This is a genomic window from Acinetobacter sp. ANC_7655, assembly GCF_056784015.1.
Window position 1 is genome coordinate 1 of the sequence record NZ_JBWYJB010000014.1, and the last position, 23,205, is coordinate 23,205.

At 39.4% G+C, this 23,205-nt stretch carries 20 protein-coding genes; 10 read left to right on the plus strand and 10 right to left on the minus strand.

What is annotated here, in order from left to right; all coding sequences use genetic code 11:
* Positions 1–204: 204 nt before the first annotated feature.
* Complete coding sequence (locus AC1M9N_RS12735) at positions 205–1,086, plus strand: metal-dependent hydrolase (protein WP_035267371.1); 882 nt, start codon at positions 205–207, stop codon at positions 1,084–1,086.
* 104 nt (positions 1,087–1,190) lie between these two features.
* Positions 1,191–1,649, plus strand: coding sequence for a ribosomal protein S18-alanine N-acetyltransferase (gene rimI / locus AC1M9N_RS12740; RefSeq protein ID WP_481597975.1), 459 nt, complete (start codon positions 1,191–1,193; stop codon positions 1,647–1,649).
* 14 nt (positions 1,650–1,663) lie between these two features.
* Here rimI and AC1M9N_RS12745 read toward each other — a convergent pair whose 3' ends face one another.
* The 3 genes from AC1M9N_RS12745 to trxB all read right to left on the minus strand — a co-directional run bounded on the left by AC1M9N_RS12745 (position 1,664) and on the right by trxB (position 4,291).
* Positions 1,664–2,479: an arginyltransferase gene (locus AC1M9N_RS12745; protein ID WP_481608025.1), complete on the minus strand. Its 816-nt coding sequence runs from the start codon at positions 2,477–2,479 to the stop codon at positions 1,664–1,666.
* 17 nt (positions 2,480–2,496) lie between these two features.
* Complete coding sequence (gene aat, locus AC1M9N_RS12750; RefSeq protein WP_481587889.1) at positions 2,497–3,228, minus strand: leucyl/phenylalanyl-tRNA--protein transferase; 732 nt, start codon at positions 3,226–3,228, stop codon at positions 2,497–2,499.
* 115 nt (positions 3,229–3,343) lie between these two features.
* The gene (gene trxB, locus AC1M9N_RS12755) at positions 3,344–4,291 is read right to left on the minus strand and encodes a thioredoxin-disulfide reductase (RefSeq protein WP_035267378.1); all 948 of its coding nucleotides are present in this window, start codon (positions 4,289–4,291) and stop codon (positions 3,344–3,346) included.
* A 261-nt stretch (positions 4,292–4,552) separates the two neighbouring features.
* On the opposite strand from trxB, the gene AC1M9N_RS12760 reads away from it, so the two are divergent.
* Entirely contained in the window at positions 4,553–7,705 is a 3,153-nt protein-coding gene (locus AC1M9N_RS12760) for a DNA translocase FtsK 4TM domain-containing protein (protein ID WP_481596566.1), read from the plus strand.
* A gap of 45 nt (positions 7,706–7,750) precedes the next feature.
* On the opposite strand, the gene AC1M9N_RS12765 is transcribed toward AC1M9N_RS12760, so the two are convergent.
* The gene (locus AC1M9N_RS12765) at positions 7,751–8,848 is read right to left on the minus strand and encodes a helix-turn-helix transcriptional regulator (RefSeq protein WP_481954853.1); all 1,098 of its coding nucleotides are present in this window, start codon (positions 8,846–8,848) and stop codon (positions 7,751–7,753) included.
* 239 nt (positions 8,849–9,087) lie between these two features.
* Here AC1M9N_RS12765 and AC1M9N_RS12770 point away from each other — a divergent pair, with 239 nt between their 5' ends.
* On the plus strand, positions 9,088–11,499 hold the full coding sequence (locus tag AC1M9N_RS12770; RefSeq protein ID WP_481954854.1) for a YadA-like family protein: 2,412 nt from the start codon (positions 9,088–9,090) through the stop codon (positions 11,497–11,499).
* A 111-nt stretch (positions 11,500–11,610) separates the two neighbouring features.
* On the opposite strand, the gene AC1M9N_RS12775 is transcribed toward AC1M9N_RS12770, so the two are convergent.
* The 6 genes from AC1M9N_RS12775 to AC1M9N_RS12800 form a co-directional block, all read right to left on the minus strand.
* Positions 11,611–11,898 (minus strand): PA4642 family protein, encoded by a 288-nt coding sequence (locus AC1M9N_RS12775; RefSeq protein ID WP_035267385.1) that lies wholly within the window; start codon positions 11,896–11,898, stop codon positions 11,611–11,613.
* Between the two features lie 188 nt (positions 11,899–12,086).
* Positions 12,087–12,359: a cell division topological specificity factor MinE gene (gene minE / locus AC1M9N_RS12780; RefSeq protein WP_035267388.1), complete on the minus strand. Its 273-nt coding sequence runs from the start codon at positions 12,357–12,359 to the stop codon at positions 12,087–12,089.
* 2 nt (positions 12,360–12,361) lie between these two features.
* Entirely contained in the window at positions 12,362–13,174 is an 813-nt protein-coding gene (minD, locus tag AC1M9N_RS12785; RefSeq protein WP_035267390.1) for a septum site-determining protein MinD, read from the minus strand.
* A 61-nt stretch (positions 13,175–13,235) separates the two neighbouring features.
* A complete protein-coding gene (gene minC, locus AC1M9N_RS12790) occupies positions 13,236–13,949 on the minus strand; it encodes a septum site-determining protein MinC (RefSeq protein ID WP_481587882.1) in 714 nt (237 codons plus the stop codon).
* A gap of 116 nt (positions 13,950–14,065) precedes the next feature.
* A complete protein-coding gene (locus AC1M9N_RS12795) occupies positions 14,066–15,103 on the minus strand; it encodes a preprotein translocase subunit SecA (protein WP_416202018.1) in 1,038 nt (345 codons plus the stop codon).
* 35 nt (positions 15,104–15,138) lie between these two features.
* Positions 15,139–16,068 carry an acyltransferase gene (locus tag AC1M9N_RS12800; protein WP_481591899.1) on the minus strand — a complete coding sequence of 310 codons (930 nt, stop codon included), beginning with the start codon at positions 16,066–16,068 and terminating at the stop codon, positions 15,139–15,141.
* Positions 16,069–16,312: 244 nt separating this feature from the next.
* Between AC1M9N_RS12800 and AC1M9N_RS12805 the strand changes: the two genes are divergently transcribed.
* The 6 genes from AC1M9N_RS12805 to AC1M9N_RS12830 all read left to right on the plus strand — a co-directional run bounded on the left by AC1M9N_RS12805 (position 16,313) and on the right by AC1M9N_RS12830 (position 23,191).
* Positions 16,313–16,966, plus strand: a complete 654-nt coding sequence (locus AC1M9N_RS12805) for a YiaD family glycine zipper/OmpA-like lipoprotein (protein WP_092768184.1) — start codon at positions 16,313–16,315, stop codon at positions 16,964–16,966.
* A gap of 139 nt (positions 16,967–17,105) precedes the next feature.
* Positions 17,106–19,145: a UvrD-helicase domain-containing protein gene (locus AC1M9N_RS12810; protein ID WP_481954855.1), complete on the plus strand. Its 2,040-nt coding sequence runs from the start codon at positions 17,106–17,108 to the stop codon at positions 19,143–19,145.
* A 24-nt stretch (positions 19,146–19,169) separates the two neighbouring features.
* Positions 19,170–19,622 carry a dUTP diphosphatase gene (dut, locus tag AC1M9N_RS12815; RefSeq protein WP_035267418.1) on the plus strand — a complete coding sequence of 151 codons (453 nt, stop codon included), beginning with the start codon at positions 19,170–19,172 and terminating at the stop codon, positions 19,620–19,622.
* A gap of 195 nt (positions 19,623–19,817) precedes the next feature.
* Entirely contained in the window at positions 19,818–21,242 is a 1,425-nt protein-coding gene (locus tag AC1M9N_RS12820) for a phosphomannomutase/phosphoglucomutase (protein ID WP_481952426.1), read from the plus strand.
* A 22-nt stretch (positions 21,243–21,264) separates the two neighbouring features.
* Positions 21,265–22,170, plus strand: a complete 906-nt coding sequence (gene argB, locus AC1M9N_RS12825) for an acetylglutamate kinase (protein ID WP_481587878.1) — start codon at positions 21,265–21,267, stop codon at positions 22,168–22,170.
* Positions 22,171–22,342: 172 nt separating this feature from the next.
* Positions 22,343–23,191, plus strand: a complete 849-nt coding sequence (locus tag AC1M9N_RS12830; protein ID WP_035267429.1) for a class II glutamine amidotransferase — start codon at positions 22,343–22,345, stop codon at positions 23,189–23,191.
* Positions 23,192–23,205: the final 14 nt, after the last annotated feature.

Below are 23,205 nucleotides of genomic sequence, written 5' to 3' on the forward strand. Positions count from 1 at the left end.
GTATTGATTGTGTGAAAAAACGCCCCATTGGGGCGTTTTTTATGTAATCTAAAAATTGTTAGACAATAAGAATTGTAAGCTGTCCTTAACTGATAATGATGTGACCTATAAGGCATTTATCATAAAAATAATAAATCACTAAGATGAAGTAATGAAAAGAATCATAAAACTAGATTTGGATAGATCCCGAATAGGAGTCCAGCAATGAATGCTAAAGTAAATATTACAAATCGTGCCGGTGCATCATTTCCAGTACGTCGTATGCAATTTGATTTTGATCACGTACCAGAATATTGGATGAATGGTTCAGCAGGATTAACTCATTTCATGACAGCGTTATCTGCATTATTTCCTGCAGGTGAAAAATTCTTTATCGATTCAGTGCGTGCAGTTCGCCAACATCCAGCCATTAAAGATAATGAAGATCTCCAAAAAGAGATTTCAGCATTTATTGGTCAGGAAGCAATGCATACACATGAGCATGCTGGCTTTAATGCATCAGCACAAAAATTTGGACATGATGTTGCTGCACTTGAAAAAGCCACAGATACGGTCATTCAAACTTTTCGTAAGTCAGCTAGCACCGTTATGAAACCATTTGGTATTTCACAAGAAATGATCGATCTGATGGGAACGACTGCGCTAGAACATTTTACAGCAACCATTGCCTCAGAATTATTGCGTAACGAACATATTCAAGCATTAATGACTGATGAAACAATGGCGACGATGTGGGCTTGGCATGCCATTGAAGAAAATGAGCATAAGGCTGTCGCATATGATGTATTTGAAGGTGTGTTCGGTAAAGGAATCAAATCTTATCTTGCTCGAACATCTTCTTTAGTGGCAGCAATGGTTGTGCTATTCATGGTGCAGACTTATTTTGTAGCGCGTTTATTGAAAGACGATAAACAGTTAAATATTGCATCTTTGAAAGATATCTATACCTATGGATATAGTCCATCTAAAGGCATTATTTCTGGTATGGGTAAGGAAATGTTGGCTTATTTTAAACCAGGCTTCCATCCGAATGATTTGGATACCGTGGGTTTATTGGCAACATGGAAAGCAAAACTCGGTTTTTAAGTATTTACTTTTGTGCATTCGGGCAGCGTAAGCTGCCTTTTTTTATTTCATTTATTTTCGAACTTTCTATAATGTACTCACTTAAAAAATGTAATGTAGTGATTATGATTCGACCGATGCTGACATCAGATGTTGAGGTGGTATATGAAATTGAAAGTTTGGGGCAAACGCATCCTTGGACAAAAAAACAATTTTTAGAAGCGGTTGATTCATATCAATCTACAGTGATTGAATACCAGAATCGTGTTGTTGGTTTCTGTATTTTACAGCCTGTATTGGATGAAGCGAATTTGCTGTTGATGGCAGTTCATCCGAAGATGCGTGGAAAAGGGTTGGGATATCAATTGCTTGCAGCTTCAATGGCTCAACTCAATAATGATCCTGTACAAATCTTTTTAGAGGTCCGAGAAAGTAATAAGGCTGCGATTGCGCTATATGAGAAATCCGGATTTCATCAAATTGATATGCGTAAAAACTATTATCCAACATTAGATGGTGGAAAAGAGCATGCCATCATTATGGTAAAGGCATGCAGTGATAATTTTGCAGATTTATTCAAGTGACAAAATTCAATACCTTACTTTACAATAAAGTTATTCCATTCAGAGGGAAGTGTCGTCATCAGCATATGACCTAATTGATCGATTTCTTCGTTGCTGAGCATTTTATTAACACGTCGCCATTGACCATCCAGTAATAATTCAAAAGGCGCATATTGGGACTTATAGTTCATTTTGAATGAATGGGGTACCCAATATCCTAAATATACAAACTCTTGATTGTGCTGCTTTACATATTCAATTTGCTTAAGGACTGCAAAAACACCTAAAGAACGTTTGGATTCATCTGGATCAAAAAATGTATAGACGGCGGATACTCCATCATCTAATACATCGCAGGTTGAGACACAAATGAGTCGATTATCTTTCCAAAGTTCTATAAAGAAACTATTGCTACAACTGTGAATCAAAAACTTCTCGAATTGATCATAGCTAGGGGGGAACATATCTCCATCTGAATGACGCTCATTGATGTAACGTTCATAGAGTTGATAGTGTAAATCAGTAGCATCTTGAGTTTGGGTTATTCTAACTTCTAAGTCTTGATTACGTTTCCAAGCTTTCTTTTGTTGACTGTTCATTTTAAAATCATCAACAGGTACACGACATGAAAGGCATTGTCGACACAAATGACATTCAGGTCGATAGACAAAATCTCCGCTTCTTCGAAATCCTACACGAGACAATTCTGATAAAGTTACAACGTCGATTTTATGAGCAGGATCTAAAAAGACCATCCGTGCTGATTTCTCGGGAAGATAACTGCAGTCATGCGGTGGTGTAATGTAATACTGCAGTTCATTTAATAGGGACTGGGGTTGATAAGAATTCATATTGTCCCTCCTATTTCTCAATCCATGAGTCGTTGATCAAATGCTATTGTTTTACTTGAAAATACACCGTCTTTATACTTTTGCCAATCAATCTGAGGCTGTTTTATCACATCTTGTAACGAATTAAGGTAGTCTTGGCGAGAAATTGTGCAAGCACCTAAGCTCATGAGATGATCATTCACCAATTGACAGTCAACCCAGGGTGCCTGGTTTTCAAGGCTGATCAACATGAGGGTATAAAAAGCCATTTTTGAAACATCAGTCTCTCGACTAAACATGGATTCACCAAAAATACCCTGACCTATAGAGACACCATACAGCCCGCCGACAATCGAATTTTCTCTGCGTACTTCGACACTATATGCATAGCCTGACTCAAATAATGAACAGTAACCCTGAATGATATCTTCATTAATCCATGTTTCATTGGCATAACTTCGTGGTAATGAGCAAGAACGTATCACATGTTCAAAATCACGGTTAATGGTAATCGTATAATCATGTTTTTTCATGTTACGAATGAGTGATTTACTTGGATGGTATGACGAAGGGTAGATAATGCAGCGAGGTTCTGGACTCCACCAGCAGATCGGCTCACCTTCGGAAAACCAAGGAAATAAACCATGTGTATAAGCTTCAAATAATGTAGAAGGGGAGAGGTCAGCACCTATACAGATTAGGCCTTGACCTTCGGGATCGGATTCAATTGGATTAGGGAAAATAAATTCAGAAGGAGGGAGCATAGGGATTAAGTTCTAAAAATAATAATGAAAAACCGAAGATAAAAATGTTTAAAATGATTATGCCAAGTTGAAAGAATAAAAAAACCACCCGAAGGTGGTTTTTTGGGTTTTTAAATAAATATTAGTTGTCTAAATATTTCTCAGCGTCTAAAGCAGCCATACAACCTGAACCTGCTGATGTAATTGCTTGGCGGTAGATATTGTCTGCAACATCACCTGCAGCAAATACGCCTTCAACAGAAGTCGCAGTTGCATTACCACGTGTACCACTTTGAACTTGGATATAACCATCACGTAGTTCAAGCTGACCTTCAAACATTGCAGTATTAGGTTTGTGACCTATAGCGACGAACAATCCAGTCACTTCAACGTTTTGTGTTGTAGTATCAGTTGTAGATTTCAAACGAACACTAGTAACGCCATCTTGAGGGTTACCAAGTACTTCTTCAACTTCATGGTTCCAGATGATGCTGATTTTGCCTTCTTTCTCTTTTGCAAAAAGATGATCTTGAAGGATTTTTTCAGAACGTAATTTATCGCGACGATGTACAAGTGTTACATGTGAAGCAATGTTTGATAAATAAAGCGCTTCTTCAACCGCAGTGTTACCACCACCGACAACCATGACTTTTTGATTTTTATAGAAGAAACCATCACAAGTTGCACACGCACTCACACCTTGACCCATATAAGCAGCTTCGGATTCTAATCCTAAGTATTGAGCCGTAGCGCCTGTTGCAATGATCAAAGCATCACACGTGTATTCTTCCATATCACCTTTTAAAACGAATGGACGTACATTTAAGTCAACTTCGTTAATGTGATCGTAAACCAATTCAGTACCAAAACGTTCTGCGTGAGCTTGCATACGCTCCATTAAAGCAGGACCTGTTAAGCCTTCAGGATCACCTGGCCAGTTATCAACTTCTGTAGTTGTGGTGAGCTGACCACCCAATTGCATACCAGCGATCAAAGTTGGTTTTAAATTTGCTCGTGCAGCATATACAGCTGCGCTATAACCTGCAGGACCAGAACCTAAAATAATCAATCTTGAGTGACGAGCGCTCATGTATAAGCATCCTTTTAATTTGATATATCGATTTACTGAAAATTATACGTGAAACTTCACCACAGTTGTGTGGAATGAATGTGGATTATATTGATCAACTAAATCGAATTGAGCTATATAGTTAAAAGTGTTAACAAGGAAACCTTAGAAAGCTGCACCTTTTTTTTATGAACAGGTGCATAATAGTAAGTTTTCTATAATGAAGAAATTGTTCCATTTCAACATTAGAACATTAATGAATAATCGTTTACAGGACAGTATATGACTGCGGTGTCGAGTGTATATGCACAGCGCTTAGTTTTAACATTCTTCTTAATATCATTTGGTATTTATCTGTTTTTAGCAACAGTGACTTATACGCCATTTGATCCGGGTTGGATGCATATTTCGAGTGATACTCAACAAGTTTCAAATGCAAGTGGTGTCGCAGGTGCTTGGATTGCAGATCTCTTATTTGGATTTCTGGGCTGGGCAAGTTTACTGATCCCAATTTATTTATTCATTGAAGCGATTCAAGTGTGGTGGCCAAGAAGTTTTTTGAGTCGTCCATTTCGTTTTGCTGCTCAATTTTTCATTCTACTTACCGTCGCGAGTTTGTTTTATTTACTTTGGTCAGTGCCTGCAGATACGCTTGCTAACGCTTCAGGTGGAATCATTGGTTACGAATTGGGTGAGAGTTTAAAACAGCTTTTGACGATTTATGGCGCCGTTTTTTTTCTGATCGTACTTAGCATCGTTCTAATCACACTGGCTTTTGGTATTCAGTGGAACAAGACATGGTCTACTTTGAAGGCGACACCCGCTTATTTGCAAGATTTATTCTATAAAAATGTACCTGAGACTGAATCAGCTTATGATTTGACGACTCAGCCAAAAGCGAAAAAAGAAATTGAACCTCCTGTAAAAGATTCAGCTCCAGTCCCTCATCAAGCTGAGCTCAATGATGTCAGTCATTTAGAAGAAATAGATCAATTACAAGCGCGTCATGAACGTACTGCTGAAAAACTATTTGAAGATATGCGTTTCCAAGAGTCTCAACAAAATCATCGTTTTGATGAAGATGATGAGGCAGAGCTCGAGCGTACCATCGCGAAAGCGCATGAGTTAGAGCGTGAGAGTCAACGTATTGTTCCAACGGGTGAAGTTTGGAAAGCCTTGCATAGCGATGAAGATCATAAAAGAGAAATTGATGAGCTTTTGCGCGCAGCAGAGGAGGATCAGCTTGATCAACGTACTTCAGAAATTAATGAATTAAGTAAAAACGTTCGAGTAGAGCAGCGCTCAACTGTTCAAGATACTGCTTTGGACTGGAATGATGATCAAATCTTTGATGAATTGCTTGAAGTTGTTCCACAAGGACAGCACGCCAAAGATATTCATACTCCTTTTCATCATCAAACAAATCCTTCAGGTCAATCTGCTGATGATCAAAATACAGCATCCCTAATCCAAAATACCTCAGCTATTGGTGCAAGTGCTGTATACGCAAGTCAATCGAGCGCAGCGGCGGAAGCGATCACTAAAGCAGATCTGTTAGCTTCTGAGCTTGATGGTCTTGCATCACTTGCGGATGAAGCAGAAGCTTTGTCTAATCCAGAGGTCAAGCGTCCAAATTTGGTGACGCCAAATATTAAATTTATGACTTCACCTAAGTCAGATACAGTCGCAGAATATGAATCAGAGCAAGGTATTATTGCTCCATCACCACAAAATATGGTTGAGCAAGAGGGATCATTAATTCCTGTTGCTAAAGTGAGTGATGAGGAAAAACAACGTATATCTTCAGATAAGGATGCTTTTAGAGAAGCTTGGCAAGAAACGGTAGGTAAGCCCGAAGTTGAAGAGGATGAGTTTGATTTCGATGCGCCATTAACAGATGCTGCTGGTCGTCCAATGTCTCGTGCAATGCAAGTTGCAGAGCGCCGTAAAGATTTATCACCACTTCCTGGTTTGGATTTACTTGATGAAGTAGACCCAAACAAAAAAGTAAACTTCACTGCAGAGCAATTATCAAGATTATCAGAACTGTTAGAAATTAAATTACAAGAGTTTAATGTCAAAGCGAAAGTGATTGAAGCTCAACCGGGTCCTGTCGTGACCAGATTTGAACTGGATCTTGCGCCTGGTGTGAAAGCCTCGAAAGTAACTAATATTTCTCGTGACTTAGCACGATCAATGTCGATGGCATCAGTACGTGTTGTTGAGGTGATCCCTGGAAAACCTTACATTGGCATTGAAGTTCCGAATAGTACACGTGAGATGGTGCGCCTGATTGAATTGGTACAAATTCCAAAATTTAAGGATCCAGATGGAATCTTATCCATGGCCATGGGTAAAGATATTTCTGGCAACCCAGTCATTACTGAGTTGGGCAAGGCACCACATATGTTGGTTGCGGGTACCACAGGTTCAGGTAAATCTGTTGCTGTAAACTCGATGATTCTATCGATGCTTTTAAAATATACGCCAGATCAATTGCGCCTTATTTTGATTGATCCTAAACAACTTGAATTGGCGAACTATAACGATATTCCGCATTTACTCACGCCTGTTGTGACTGACATGAAAGATGCAGTCAGTGCTTTAAATTGGTGTGTGAATGAGATGGAGCGTCGTTATAAGCTGATGTCGTTCTTAAAAATACGTAAATTGAGTGACTATAACCGTAAAGTTGAAGAAGCAATTGCCAATGGTGAAGATCTATTTGATCCAACTTGGAAAGCCAGTGAGTCAGTTGCTGGAGAACGTGCACCTAGACTTACACCATTGCCTTCGATTGTGATTGTTGCAGATGAATTCGCAGATATGATCATGCAGGTGGGTAAGAAAGCGGAAGAAATGATCACTCGTTTAGCTCAAAAATCACGTGCTGCTGGCATTCATTTATTACTTGCGACACAGCGTCCATCCGTCGATGTAATCACGGGCTTAATTAAGGCGAATATACCGACGCGTGTTGCGCTACGTGTAAACTCTAAAATTGACTCGCGTACGATTTTGGATGCGGGTGGTGCAGAAGATTTGCTTGGACATGGTGATATGCTGTTCTTAGGACCAGGTAAAATTGAGCCTGAGCGTGTGCATGGTGCATTTATTGCCGATGATGAGGTGAATCGTATTTGTGATGCATGGCGTGAGCGTGGTGCACCAAACTATGTGGATGAAATTCTCACCCCATTTGATGAAGAGCCAGCATCACGTGGCTTTGAAGATGGGGATGGTGCTTCAGACCGTGACGCACTTTATGATCAATGTGTTGCTTTTGTTTTAGAAACCCGCAAAGCATCCACTTCATCTTTACAGCGTAAGTTTAGTCTGGGTTATAATCGTGCCGCACGTATTATTGACCAAATGGAAGAAAACGGTATCGTGAGTGCAATGGGCGCAAATGGTAAACGTGAAATTTTAGTTTAACGAAGACTGACTCAGAAAAAGCAACCATAGGTTGCTTTTTTTTATTTAACTCAAAAAAGTGTTGTTTTTGGGGGTAGTCCATTGGCTGGCAAATGTGATCAGTTCACTCACAGAGTGAACATTCAAGCTTTGATAAACTGACTTGACACAATCTTTAAATACCGCAGGGCTAATGGATAATTTTTGTAAAATTTCACTTTTATTCATGCCTGTAATTAACGAAAAAGCCACTTGGCATTCTCTGGGTGATAGATCAAGTGCTTCTAGTTTTTTTAAAATAATGAGGGAGCGTGGTAATGAGCGCTTTAAGTATAAGGCGATATTTGTATCGGTTGTATTTTGACTACTTAACCATTCAGCACGAAGGGTTAATATTCCATTAGGAATGGTCAAACTAAGCTTGGGGATTTGTTGCCCATATTTAAGCTCATTGATGACTTGATAGCATGATTTTGGCAACGCTTTATATGGTTCCCAAAATTCATAATGTATCGGGAAGAGATTCAGTAAATCCTTTGCAGCATCAGTCATCATGACTAAATCATTTTGAGAATTCACGATTAACAACGCTTGATCTGATTCAATTACATCGTCGCCATCCTCCATTTGATTGTTAAGCGCATATTCGATATAGACACCAGCTTGTTCTAATAAACGATGATCTTGTAATTGGAAGGGTTGTGACATACGCCTATAGAGGGTAATACCTCCTGCAGGAATATGATTGCGTTCTAATCTTAGATCTAGTGTATGGTGAAGACCGCTTTGGCGCACAATCATCTGGTAGGTTAAGCTATGAAAATACGGATCATCTGGGCGTAAAAGATTTCCGACTTTGGGTAACATAGGGCAGTTGAGCCAGCGGATATGGCTTTCGGTTTTTAAGTTTAAGAATAATTCAGTATTTTCTTGGACATACCTCATCGACTGAGGGTTAAGATTTTTGTAAAACAGTATATAAGGTTCACCATTTGGATAGGTCAGTGCCATACCGTAGGCATCATGTGGAATCAAAAAATTCAAATAGTCAAAAATACTGGGCGCAATGGTAAGGAGCGGAAGTTGAGTACAGCAAAGATTTCTCAGGCGATGGAGGGTGCCGAGCCTTGTTCGATCACTTTTACGAAAACTTATTGAATTCATCTTCGATTGAACTGTTTTGATTATAACAAATTCAAATTATAGATTTTTTTAAAAAAATTGAGATAAAAAAGTAAATATTAATCATTTTTTCACAAAAATATTTTTTTCATCCCCCCTTAAAGGGGGGCTTCTAGATTATCAGCTTTATGGTTTGATTTTCCTCATTATAAAAGGTCTTTCTTGCAAACTATGGAAAACCTGCAAGTGACATGACCATGTCAAAAACTAAGGGGAATTACATGAACCATATATACCGAGTTATCCGTAATCGTAATGGAAAATTAGTCGTAACAGGGGAACTTGGACGTACACGTTTTACACAATCTTTAAAAAATATTGGAATGACGACAGGTTATCTGATTTTAATTGGGGCATTAACCGCAATGACGAGTCAGGTGCAAGCTGATGAATGTGAGGGTTCAACAGGCACAGCAACGAATTCAGACACTACATCTTTCATCTGTGGTGAAAATAACTCAGTGGTTGCACCGAACAGTGTGGTTATGGGACAAAGCAATAACGTCAATATTGGGATGAATCATACTGTTTTTGGTTTGAATAATACGGTGACACCAAACGCTGTAACGACAACGCAAAATAATGTGGTCATTGGAAATCAAAACACAACGCATCATACAAGTAATATTGCCATTGGTAATAATCAAGTGGTTAAGGGGGAAGGGAGTATTGCGATCGGTAGTTCAAATACTGCTGAAGGGGGTATCTCTATAGGTATTTCAAATTTAAACTCGTCTGTAAAATCTGTTGTTGTTGGTATGAATAATATTCACGACGTCAACACTAATGGCTCGATGATTTTTGGTGGATTTAATGAGGTTGGCGCGACGAGTTCTCATATATTTGCCTCCAACAGTAATGTGCAAGGTCACACTAATGTGGCTGTCGGTGGTTCTATTATTATTCGACCAGGACCAAATTATACATCCGTAAGAGAGTCAGTCGCGATTGGTGAGCTGAGTCAGGTTTATGCGAGCAACTCTGTTGCTTTAGGTAGTGCATCGGTTGCAGATCGAGAGAATGTTATTTCAGTCGGTAGTGATCAATTAAAACGCCGAATCATGAACTTAGCATGGGGATTAGATACTCATGATGCTATTAATGTTGATCAATTGACAGCCAGTTTACAAAGAATTCTGGGTACTGGGGTGACTATGTTTCAGGGGAGTGTGATGCCCCTTTCATTTGAAATGCAAGGCTCTACATACCAAAACGTAAATCAAACAATTAGAGGGATTGATATTGAATTTACAGCGTTAAAAGACCGAGTGTCTGCACTCGAAAATAATGGTGTTGGTGGTGAAACAGGTACAGGTACCACTGGACCAGCTGGACCAAGTGCGTACGAGGTTGCTGTGAGTAATGGATTTGAGGGCTCTGAAACAGATTGGCTTACATCATTAAAAGGTGAAAAAGGCGATAAGGGAGATAAAGGTGATCAAGGTCCACAAGGGTTGAAAGGTGACAAAGGGGATCAAGGTATACCAGGTGCAAGCGGTGGACCTGGTGGCGGTGTAGGACCACAAGGTGATAGTGCTTACCAAGTGGCGGTGAATAATGGATTTGTAGGAACAGAGCAAGATTGGCTGACGTCACTCAAAGGAGATAAAGGTGACCAAGGTCCTCAAGGATTGAAAGGTGATAAGGGAGATCAAGGTGATCAAGGACTTCAAGGCTTAAAAGGCGACAAGGGCGATAAAGGTGATCAAGGACTTCAAGGCTTAAAAGGTGACAAAGGTGACAAAGGTGACAAAGGTGATCAAGGTTTTAGTGCTTTTGAGATTGCTGTACAAAATGGCTTTAATGGCACCGAACAACAGTGGCTAACGTCTTTGGCTAGTGGTGGAACTGTCGCAATATCTGTTGGAACAAATCCTAGTGAAAATGCAATATTACCAAATGCAACAGGTGAAGATGCTCTTGCAATCGGAAGTTCATCAGTAGTATCGGGTCGTGAGAGTATTGTAATTGGGGCTGAATCACAAGTCGCTGGTGAACATGCAACAGCTTTAGGAAATCACAATACGGTTACGGGTGAAAATACGCATTCAGTTGGTAATTTCAACAATATTTCAGGAAATAGTACTGTAGCTCTTGGGAATAATATAACGTCTGACGCAAATAATGCTGTTCTTTTAGGAAATGCTTCGTCTACCGATCGGGACAATACGGTTTCAGTGGGTTCCTCTACGCAACAGCGCCAAATTGTTAATGTGGCAGCAGGTACAGCGGATACCGACGCAGTCAATGTAAAACAAATGCGTCAAGCAGATCAGCAAGTTTTGAGCGATGCACAGGAATATACGAATATACGAACCAATGAAATATTGAATCAGGCCAATGAGTATACTAGTCGACGTGTAAATGCTTTAGAACAGAGTTTTGCCGATGAACGACGTGACACTCGAGCAGCTATTGCAGCGTCTTTGGCTGTCGCTTCATTACCCCAGCCAACTTATGCTGGTGCAAGTATGTTCAGTGCAGCTGCTGGTACATGGGATGGTGAGCAAGGTATTGCCATTGGATTTAGTGGGGTTTCTGAAACGAATCGCTTTGTCTATAAAGCATCTGGAACCGCAAGTTCACAAGGTGATGTTGGTGGTGCTATTGCATTGGGTTGGCAATGGAAATAATCTAAGTTTCACCCAAACGTATAAGTAACCTTAATACGAAACTATTTTTTAACAGGTATAAGATAGATTTAAATCAAAAAAGCCTGCTCAAGCAGGCTTTTTTATCTGTTTTTAGGCAAATTTTGCTAAAACAGCAAGGAATTCTGCACTTTGGCGTGGGAATTCTGCGATCACATCATGAATACGTTTGCCTTCAGGATTTTGAGCGTTAAGATCTCGACCATCTGCTATAAATTTAGTGAGTAAACGCTCATAGTCATTAGCACGCATATGTTTAAAAGCATGATAGAGAACATGAAAATCAGCGTTTACACCTTCAGGAGGTAACTGATTTAAATAGGCAAAAACACGCTCGTCTGACCATTCTTCATTGAACGTGGCTGGCTGTGATAATGCCATCACAATCTCCTTGGTATTTTTAATCAATAAAAAAGGGCAAAATATGAGACTAGATGAGCGAAGCACTGCTTTGTCTAGTCGCAAGACTTGAAGCTCTGCTTCAAGTGGGCGGAATATAGCTAATAGCCTATTTCTGCCACTCTCATATTTTGCCCTGATTCAATTTGCTTGACTAATCAAAAATCAGATTAACGTTCTTCAGGCAAATTGATATTCATTTCTAGCATTTCGATATTTGCTTCTGAGCGAACCGACATTTGTATATGCTGTTCATCTACACCACGCACATAACGATTCACAACTTGCATGATTTCTTTTTTCATTAAATCAATTTTATCTTGGCTTAAACGCTTACCTAGACCATTTTCAGATGCCACGATAACTTTTAAGCGATCTTTAGCTGTTTGTGCACTTGATGGTTTGTCATCACTACTAAAAAGTTTACTCCAGAATCCTGCCATCTTTATGCTCCAAATAAACGTGCTAACCAGCCTTTCGGCTTCACAGAGATGTGACGATATGGACGTTCTTCACCAAGGAAGCGTGCAACAAGATCGTCATAAGCTTGTCCAGCTGCTTCTTCAGTATAAAGAATAACAGGCTTACCTTCATTCGAAGCTTGTAACACGCTTTTACATTCAGGAATTACACCGAGCGTTGGCACGCGAAGGATATCTTTAGAAATATCATCGACTGTTAACATTTCTTGCTTATCAGCACGTTCAGGGTTGAAGCGTGTGATACAAAGATGCTTACGAATACGACCTTCGTTATTTTCTACTTTCTTCGTTTTACTGTCCAACATACCAATAATACGGTCGGAATCTCGGACAGATGAAATTTCAGGGTTCGTTACAATGATTGCTTCATCAGCATGGTACATTGCTAAAATCGCACCACGTTCAATTCCTGCAGGAGAGTCACAAATGATGTAGTCGAACTCTTGAGAAAGTTCGTCCATAACACGTGCAACACCTTCATCGGTTAACGCATCTTTATCACGGGTTTGTGATGCAGGTAAAATATATAGATTTTCGATTTCTTTATCGCGAATAAGTGCTTGTTGTAATCTCGCTTCGTTATTTAATACATTCACAAAATCATAAACAACACGACGCTCACAACCCATGATAAGGTCGAGGTTACGTAAACCTACGTCAAAATCGATTACAACAGTTTTGTGGCCACGAAGGGCTAAACCTGTTGCAAAAGATGCACTGGTAGTTGTTTTACCTACGCCACCTTTACCTGATGTTACGACAACAATTTTCGCCACCGAATCCACTCCTGTTATGTTTATCCCCAATACTATAGGGGTTCTCATGTTTAGTTATACATTAAAATTCGAGTGCTTCAAAGACAAGCTCTTGAGCATCATTTAAATAGATATGTACTGACTTTTTTAGCATATGTGGTGGAATATCATCTGCAACACAATATGTTCCTGCGATAGATACTAATTCAGCTTCTAAAACATGACAGAAAATTCGTGCTGCTGTATTGCCACCGGCGCCGGCGATGACTCTACCACGAGCAGAGCCATAAATATGTATATTTCCTGAAGCGATGATTTCAGAGCCACTATTAATTCCAGCAGTTAAAATAATATCGCCGTGATCTTGTACCAGACATTGTCCTGTTCTAAGCACTTCATTGTGATACGAAGTTTTATGTGTGGTTGCAGGAGCTATGTGTGTTGGAGCCTTCTCAGCTTCAGGGGTATTTGCTGGAGCTTCTACCACTTGTTCTTTTGTTGCTTTGATGCGCTGCAAAGGACGATCAGCCGCAAGAACTGGGAATTGGATCGCACGTGCTTCATCACCCATTAAACCATCAACGACAGCCATTGGCTGTAACCCTAAACTGATGACCAATTGAATGAGTCCAATGAGTTCTTGTTCAACGGTTGTGTCTAGAATGACAAGCGCACCTTCATAAGAGGTTTCACTCATCATGGCACTTAATTGTTGGCGGATAACATTATGATCATTGGTGTCAAAGGTAATTCGGGTAAAATTCACCATTCTACCGGTAATCCGAATATCTGCCATATTCATTCCTTGCTTGCTTCGCGCTTTATAATCGAAGTAAAAATTGTTAATTGTGCAAATGCTAGTTCAATTCTCAAGAATTCTCTAGCGGATATATTAAATTAATAGAGAAATGATCATTCCTTGACTTGATTGTTTTTTGATAACTCTATTTGCCATTGTTTTACTGCCACCTGTTTTCTTAAAGACTCAAGACTTTCATAAACGACAGATTCAACGAGTTGTTCTAATGCATGATTATCAATATTGAGCTGGCTAATTTTTTCAGCAATGAGTTGATAATGCGCATTCGGTTTATCAATGGTTCCAGAAATAAAAGGTTCAACTAAACCGTCGGTAATATTTTCACCTAATCGTTGACCAATGTTGTGGATTTGCTGTTCTATACGACCACCCACCAATGGAATCAGCTTTAAGAGCTGTGTTAGCTCTGGTGTGTCTTCAATTGCTTTAATGACAATGTGACCAACGCCTTGCGAGATATTATCTTTTTGAAGTTTTAATTCGGTTGCTAAAGATTCTTGTAAGACTTGCGCTAATGTCGTGGCAAACATGTCTCGATGGTGATTCACCAGATCATGAATGATTTTTTTATGGGTTGAGCTAGTGTCTAACTCTTTTTTTACACTATCAATGACAGTAATCACCACACGATCAGAGAGCTCTTCCATGATCACGTTATAGTAAAAATTAAGACGTCTGAACCATTTATTAGGTATGACTTTATAGCCTAGCTCATGCAGTCTATAGGCAATCACTCCGACGCGAATTAAACGTAAAAAGCGAAGGTAAGGGATAATAGCTAATATTTCATACCAATGAATGAAGGGAAAGAAAAACCAACGCTGATGATGTTTATTGACGATTGCAATCAGCCATCTTACAGCGAGTTCAACAATTAAAAATGTGATAAACCAACTTTCAGTAATGATGACCCATGGGTGAAGCTCGGATTTATAAAACTCCAGAATTTGAGGTAATTGAACCGTGTCAAATACCCATGAGCCAAAATTACTCATTAAAAATGCATTGGCACATAGACAAAACAAATTGACTAAAATAATGAGCATCATAAAGATGTCATAAATCAGGAACATCTTCCAAAATAACGTATCGTGACGCTGTGGACGGAAAGTTTTTCGAGAATTAGTCATGCGTTCTGTCATATGCAATACATTCTGAGGACAGCTTAATTTACAGATTCAGTTTGAAGCTGTTGTTTTAACTGTGTAATTAACTGATCTTTTTCTGTCCAAAGCTCATCAACCCATTTTTGGAAACGAGCGCGATAGTCGGCATCATCCTCATAATTGCCGCCATGCACCCAAGCAGGAATTTCAATTTTTCTTAAATTCACGGCGATTTGAGAAACTTCTCCTAACCAAAAATCTCCATAACCTGGCACACCATCTGGATAGACAATGGTCATATCGACTAGCGCATCAATTTCACTTCCTAGAATATTTAGGGCAAGTGCTAAACCACCTGCTTTGGGCCTAAGTAAATTTTTATACGGAGATTTTTGTTGGGCGTGTTTTTCAGGGGTATAGCGTGTACCTTCTAAATAATTTAATAATGTAAAAGGTTGGCTGAGCAGTTGTTCACACGATTTACGCGCTTCTTCCATATCACGATATTTCAGCGCAGGATTTTTTTCGATTTGCGCTTTGGTATGACGTTTCATCATAGGAAAACCAAGGATCTTGAATGCTTGCCCAACAAAAGGAATAAAAATGAGTTCCCATTTCGTAAAAAAACGTGTGAGCGGCATACGTTTAAGACCAAAATATTGAGTAACAGTTGTATCCACCCAGCTTTGGTGATTACAGGTCATGATGTAACGACCTTGTAGATTGAGATCTAGATCTTCATCAATCGTGATGTGCCATTTAAGCTCAGGGAGAACTTTTTCAATGAGCCAGTTATTCGTACCAATCCAACCATTGGCGATATTGATATTGGTTTCATCGATTTTTGATGATTTTTTTACGAGTTTAGTCAAACCTAATGCAAGAATAGGTGGGCCACGAAAAAATGTACTTCCTGTGATCACAGAACCTACGGTTAAACCCTTAGAAATTTTTTTTAAAATAGGTTGTTTCTGCTTCTCTGCTGCCATTGCACAGTCCTAAAAAGTGATTGCATGTGATTGAAATTTTTAAAACACTATAAATCGAGTCGCTCAAATCACAAAGCCCGTTTTCTTAACTATGTATAAAATATGATGAAGCATTAACGAAAGATGCTACAAAAGATTACATATTGTTAATAAACTGTTTATTATTAACAAAATAGTAATGGTTAAATTGTTTCTAACAAATCATTATTCATCACATACAAAAACATATAAAAGGAGTCATCCCATGCGTGCATTAGCTATTTCAGCTGCAGTGGTTGGGGCAATGGTACTTTCTGGTTGTCAAACAACTGGTAACAATATTGGTGGCGTCGAGTATGACAAAACTGCATTGGGTGCTTTAATTGGTGCAGCAGCTGGTTACGGTGTTTCTAAAGGTAATGCGAACACTAGCCGTCAAAATAACCGTGCAGCAGCGATTGGTGCTGTATTAGGTGGTGCTGCAGGCGTATATCTCGACAATAAAGAGAAAAAATTACGCCAAGCAACTGCTGGTACAGGTATTGATGTAAACCGTAATCCAGATGGCTCTATTAACTTAGTAATGCCAGGTGCTATCACGTTTGATACAAATAAATCAAATATCAAGCCAAACTTCTATGACACTTTAAACCGTGTTGCACAAGTTTTAACTGAAGACAACAAGAGCGGTATCCTTGTAACTGGTTATACTGATAGTTCAGGTAATGATGCGATTAACATCCCATTGTCACAAGCACGTGCTCAATCTGTCGCTAGCTATTTAGCATCTAAGGGTGTTTCTACAGCACGTATTAATGCTCAAGGTTTAGGTTCTTCAAACCCAATTGCTGATAACACAACTGCAGCAGGTAAAGAACAAAACCGTCGTGTAGAGATTGCTGTTTACGCAGTTCAATAATACATGATCTGAAAAAAGCCACCTTCGGGTGGTTTTTTTATGTCTGAAATTTATTCAAATATACCTTCATTAAATTTAACGTTAGTCATATTCGAAGCAGATGACTATAATCGAGCGCTGAAGGAAAAGAGGAAAGAATATGTCATCAGCCAGTCATTTGAACGACAAGCAACTTGAAGCCATGAAATACACTCAAGGACCCTTGTTAGTACTTGCTGGGGCAGGCTCAGGTAAGACCTCTGTAATCACACAGAAAATTGCATATTTAGTCAAAAAATGCGGTATACCAGCACATCGTATTACTGCGATGACTTTTACCAACAAAGCTGCACGAGAGATGAAAGAGCGTGTCGGTAAATTGCTTGGTAAAGAGGATGGAAAGGGTTTATCTGTTTCTACCTTTCACACCTTTGGTTTGAATTTATTAAGACTAGAATTAAAACATACGCCACTTAAAGCAAACTTTTCCATTTTAGATGCTGATGACTGTAAGCGTATTTTAATGGATTTAATGCACCGAGATAATTTGTCTGGTGCAGAAAGTAAAGAGCTGATCGCAAAAGCGATGAAGATGATCTCAGATTGGAAAAACGATCTAATTTTGCCTGAGCAAGCACATACGACTTGTGAAACGGCTGAAGATGTTCAATTTGCGCATCTCTATCAACTTTATGAGCGTAATTTACGTGCCTATAATGCGGTCGATTTTGACGATTTAATCGTAATGCCGACACGCCTTCTTCAAGAAAATGCTGAAGTCCGTGATAAATGGCAAAACCGTGTACGTTATTTATTGGTAGATGAATATCAAGATACCAATACCGCCCAATATATCTTGGTCAAACTGCTTGTTGGTGTCATGGGACAATTTACGGCTGTAGGGGATGATGACCAATCAATTTATGCTTGGCGGGGGGCAAAGCCAGAAAATATGGCCTTATTGAAGGAAGATTTCCCCAATTTAAAAGTCATTAAGCTTGAGCAAAACTATCGTTCAACCAGTCGTATTTTAAAAGCTGCAAACCATGTGATTGAGAATAACCCACATATTTTTGATAAAAAATTGTGGAGTGATAAAGGACATGGTGAGGTGATCCGTATTATTACTTGTCGTAATGATGATGATGAAGCGGAACGTGTTGTTAAAGATTTGCTGACTCATAAATTGATGAATGGCAAAAATTGGAAAGATTACGCCGTGTTATACCGTGGAAACTTCCAAGCACGTGTTTTAGAAACACAACTTCGTCAGATGCAGATTCCTTACAAACTTTCTGGTGGTCAGTCGTTCTTTGGTCGTGCTGAAATCAAGGATATTATGAGCTATCTACGTCTCATTATTAATCCTGAAGATGACAGTGCTTTCTTACGGATTATCAACACACCTAAACGCGCCATAGGACCTGTGACTTTAGAAAAACTAGGTTTATTTGCGCAAGAGAATAATCTTTCTCTACTAGGTGCCGCGAATGATCAGCGCCTAAGTATGGTATTACCGAAGAAGGCGACATCTCAATTGGCTGAGTTTGCTGATTTTATCGAAGGTTTTACGCGTGAACTGTTAGATGATGATGAACCTGTGCCTAAAGTCCGCCAAATGATGGTTGAGGTAGGATATATCGACTACATCAAAGAAACGGCAGCGACGCCAGCACAAGAAAAAACTAAAATTGACAATATTGAAGTGCTTTATAGCAGTATTCAAAGTTTGATCAATCGTGCTGAAGATGTCGATGAAAAAAATATCGAAAGTGTCATTCGTAAGATGGTGTTGCTGGATATGTTGGAGCAACAGCAAGAAGATGAAGATATCGATAAAGTAAACTTACTGACTTTGCATGCTTCTAAAGGCCTGGAATTCCCATTCGTTTATATTATGGGGCTTGAGGAAGAGTTGCTTCCGCACAAGAATTCAATTGTGGCTGATACCATCGAAGAAGAACGTCGACTGATGTACGTTGGTATTACCCGTGCCAAACAAGGTCTGACTTTGACGCTTGCAGAACAGCGTAAAAATGGCGGTCAGATGAAACAAATGACACCAAGTCGCTTCTTGGATGAATTGCCACAAGATGAAGTCGATTGGCTAGGTCGAAAAAAGAAATTGGCTGAAAATATCGATCCAAAATTACAGGCACAGCATTATCTGCGAAATCTGAAAGCTTTACTCAAACGTTAATTACATTTTAAAACAGGATTGAATATGAAAGTTCAAGTGAAAGTACTCGACCAACGACTTGGTCAAGAATGGCCATTACCTACTTATGCAACAACAGGATCGGCAGGTTTAGATTTACGTGCATGTGTAGATGAAGCGATCACTATTGAGCCTGGTCAGACTGTTTTAGTTAAAACAGGTATGGCAATTTATATCGAAGACCCAAGTTATGCGGGTTTGATTTTGCCTCGTTCTGGCTTAGGTCATAAACACGGGATTGTATTAGGAAATCTCGTCGGTCTAATTGATTCAGATTATCAAGGTGAATTAATGGTTTCAGTTTGGAACCGCAGTCAAAATGCATTTACATTAGAGCCGGGTGAGCGATTGGCTCAATACGTATTGGTTCCTGTTTTACAAGCTGAATTTGATTTAGTTGACGAATTCAAGGCAAGTGAGCGAGGAGCTGGTGGATTCGGACACACTGGAAAACAATAGTATTTTGGATAAAAGCCTGTAAAATCAGGCTTTTATTTATATGTTGCAAAATATTAACAAAGATTATATAAATTGAAATTGGTACACGTTATATAAAGAATAACGATATTTTCTATTACTCAATATATTCAAAATTTATTTGGATCAACTCTCATCACGCTGTTCTGACTCAGCAGTCAACGGTGTTAATTAAGAATGAATACCCAACCACTTATTTTTCCAAGACAAATTTTCCGCGCTTATGATATTCGCGGAAAAGTCAGTCAATTGGATACAAGAACAATTTATGCGATTGCGCATGGGCTCGCTGCTCAGTATCAATCACGTGGCCAGAAAAGTATTGTGCTAGGTTACGATGCTCGATTGACTGGGCCTACTTTTGCTTGGATTATTGAATCAGTCTTCAAAAACCAAGGGATGAATGTCGAGAACATTGGATGTTGTTCAACCCCACAAATGTATTTTGCTGCTCGACATAAAAATGGCAATGGCATCATGGTGACCGCGAGTCATAACCCTAAACATGATAATGGGATTAAATGGATTATTGAATACGAACCACCTTGTCCAGACATGATTCAAAATGTTGGGGAGTATGCAGAAGGTTTCTATTTTCAACATGATCACTTTCCAACGCCACCTCAACTGACACATCAGATTAAATCAGAATATTGCTTGGCTTATCAGCATGCTTTGCTCAAGGATATTCAATTAAAGCGTCCACTCAAGGTTGTATTAGATGGTATGCATGGTGCCGCTGGGCGTTGTGCTGATTTAGTACTACAAAAAATGGGATGCGAAGTCATTTCAATACGTTGTTGTGAAAATGGAGAGTTTCCAGATCATCCTCCTGACCCTTCACAAGCGAAGCATTTGACGCAGTTAAAAGAAAAAATTTTGTTGCATCAGGCGGATTTAGGGATTGCTCTCGATGGTGATGGTGATCGTGCCGTCATTCTGGATGAGAATGCTCACATTGTGTCTGCTGATCGCTTGTTGGCATTATTCGCATCATTGTGTTTAACTCAGCATCCACATCATGAAATTGTTTATGACGTAAAATGTTCAACGATGGTGTCAAAAACCATTGAACAATTACAAGGCATCGCAAAAATGATTCGTACTGGCAGCAGTTTCATGCGCCGTTATATTTCCCAGTCCAAAGGTCGAGCTGTTTTTGGGGGAGAATATGCGGGTCATTATGTTTTCAATGATGGTCGTGGTTTTGGTTACGATGATGGTATCTATGCAGCATTACGGGTCATGGAGGCATTGAGTCAACTCAATATCACGCTATCTGAATATCTCGCCCAATTTCCAGATCGCTTTGGTACTGAAGATACCTACATTGAAACTCAAGATGCAAATCCGCAAGACGTCTTAGCCTTGATAGAGCAGAATTGTAAAAGTACTGGGGCTAAAATGAGTAAAATCGATGGTATTCGCCTTGATTTTGACTACGGATTTGGCATTATTCGAGCATCAAATACTGGTGAATACTTCACGGTGCGGTTTGATGCAGATAGCCCATCGAAACTTTATGAAATTCGCCAGCATTTTGTAAAAATTTTAAATGATAAATATCCTGTGCTTGCTCAAAGTATTTTGAATGCACACTAATGTAGGAATGAAGGAGAGGCGAATGCCACACCAACAAACTGGCATCGACAAAGCTCAAATTTTGACAGAAGCTTTGCCATACATCCAAAGATTTACAGGTAAAACACTTGTAGTGAAATATGGCGGCAATGCAATGACTGATCCTGCATTAGAAAGTTCGTTTGCCCGTGATATCGTGCTTCTGAAAACAGTTGGTCTTAATCCGGTTGTGGTGCATGGTGGTGGTCCTCAAGTCGATTCATTTTTGAAACAACTTGGGCGTGAATCAGACCGTATTGATGGAATGCGTGTAACTGATCCTGCAACTATGGAAGTTGTAGAAATGGTGTTGGGCGGAAGTGTAAATAAGTCTATTGTGAATTTGATCAATCAACATGGTGGTCGTGCAATTGGATTAACGGGTAAAGACGGTAACTTAATTCGTGCTCAAAAGTTGTTGATGGAAAAAACCCAAGAGGATGGATCTGTTCAACAAATTGATCTTGGGTTAGTGGGTGAAGTGGTCGGTGTAAAAACTGACGTTCTGGAAATGTTCACTCAAAGTGATTTTATTCCAGTGATTGCGCCACTCGGTGTTGATGAGGAAGGTAATACTTACAATATCAATGCAGATTTAGTTGCTGGTAAAGTTGCTGAAGCTTTGGGTGCAGAAAAGTTAATTCTTCTTACGAATATCAGTGGTGTATTGGATGAGAATAAAAACCTACTCACTGGACTAACAACACAAGAAGTCGATCGCTTGATCGATACAGGTGTGATCTACGGCGGTATGATTCCGAAAGTGGGATGTGCGCTTGATGCGGTGAAAGGTGGTGTAGTGAGCGCGCATATTGTGGATGGTCGTGTTCCACATGCGACTTTGTTGGAAATTTTTACGGATCACGGTGTTGGAACATTGATTACCAATCGTTCTAAGTCGGCGCACTAATTCATAATCACATAATAAAAAGTCACTTCGGTGGCTTTTTTTGTTTGATAAGAATAATCGTTTTATGTCCCATATATCCCGTATAAAACATATTCAATTACTATATTCATATTTGCAACATCTATAAGGCTGATGCACAATAAAACTGATAACTAAAGCAAAATGAAAGATTATGTGCCAACTACTTGGAATGAATTGTGCCACCCCTACGGATATTACGTTTTCTTTTCGTGGTTTTTCTCAGCGCGCTGGAATAACGTCAGATCATTCAGATGGTTTTGGCATCGCTTTCTTTGAGGATAAGGCATGCCGCTTATTTGTTGATAACCAATCTGCAGTCGAGTCTCCAATTGCAGAATTCGTTCGTAATTACCCGATTAAATCCCGTAATGTCATTGCCCATATTCGTAAAGCAACACAGGGAAAAATTACTTTAGAAAATTCTCATCCATTTATTCGTGAATTGTGGGGGAGACAATGGATTTTCGCGCATAATGGCGATCTGCATAATTTTCATCCAAGGTTGTCGGGACAGTTCACACCAGTAGGTAATACAGATAGTGAGCTTGCATTTTGCTATTTATTAGAACATCTCGTACAAAAGTTTGGTTATGTAGAGCCAAGTGTCCACGATGTCTTTCATGCATTAGAAGAAATTTCACCAACAATAGCAGAGCATGGGACATTCAATTTTTGTTTATCAAATGGGCAGGCTTTGTATAGTTATGCGACCACAAAATTACACTGGATTGTTCGCGAATATCCATTTCAACCTGCACGATTAATTGATATTGATGTTGAGGTCGATTTTAGTCAGGTCACGACACCTGAAGATCGTGTGGCTGTGATTACGACAGAACCATTAACAGATAATGAAGCTTGGTTTGCATATACGCCCGGCGAAATGATTTTATTTCAGGATGGTAAGCCAACATTACGTACCATAACTCACGTTGAGCGATTGGTCAGAGAAGCCCGTGACCCAAGCTTGAAGCGTGTTACTCGCGCGGATCAATATTAAAAATTTAATTTGAA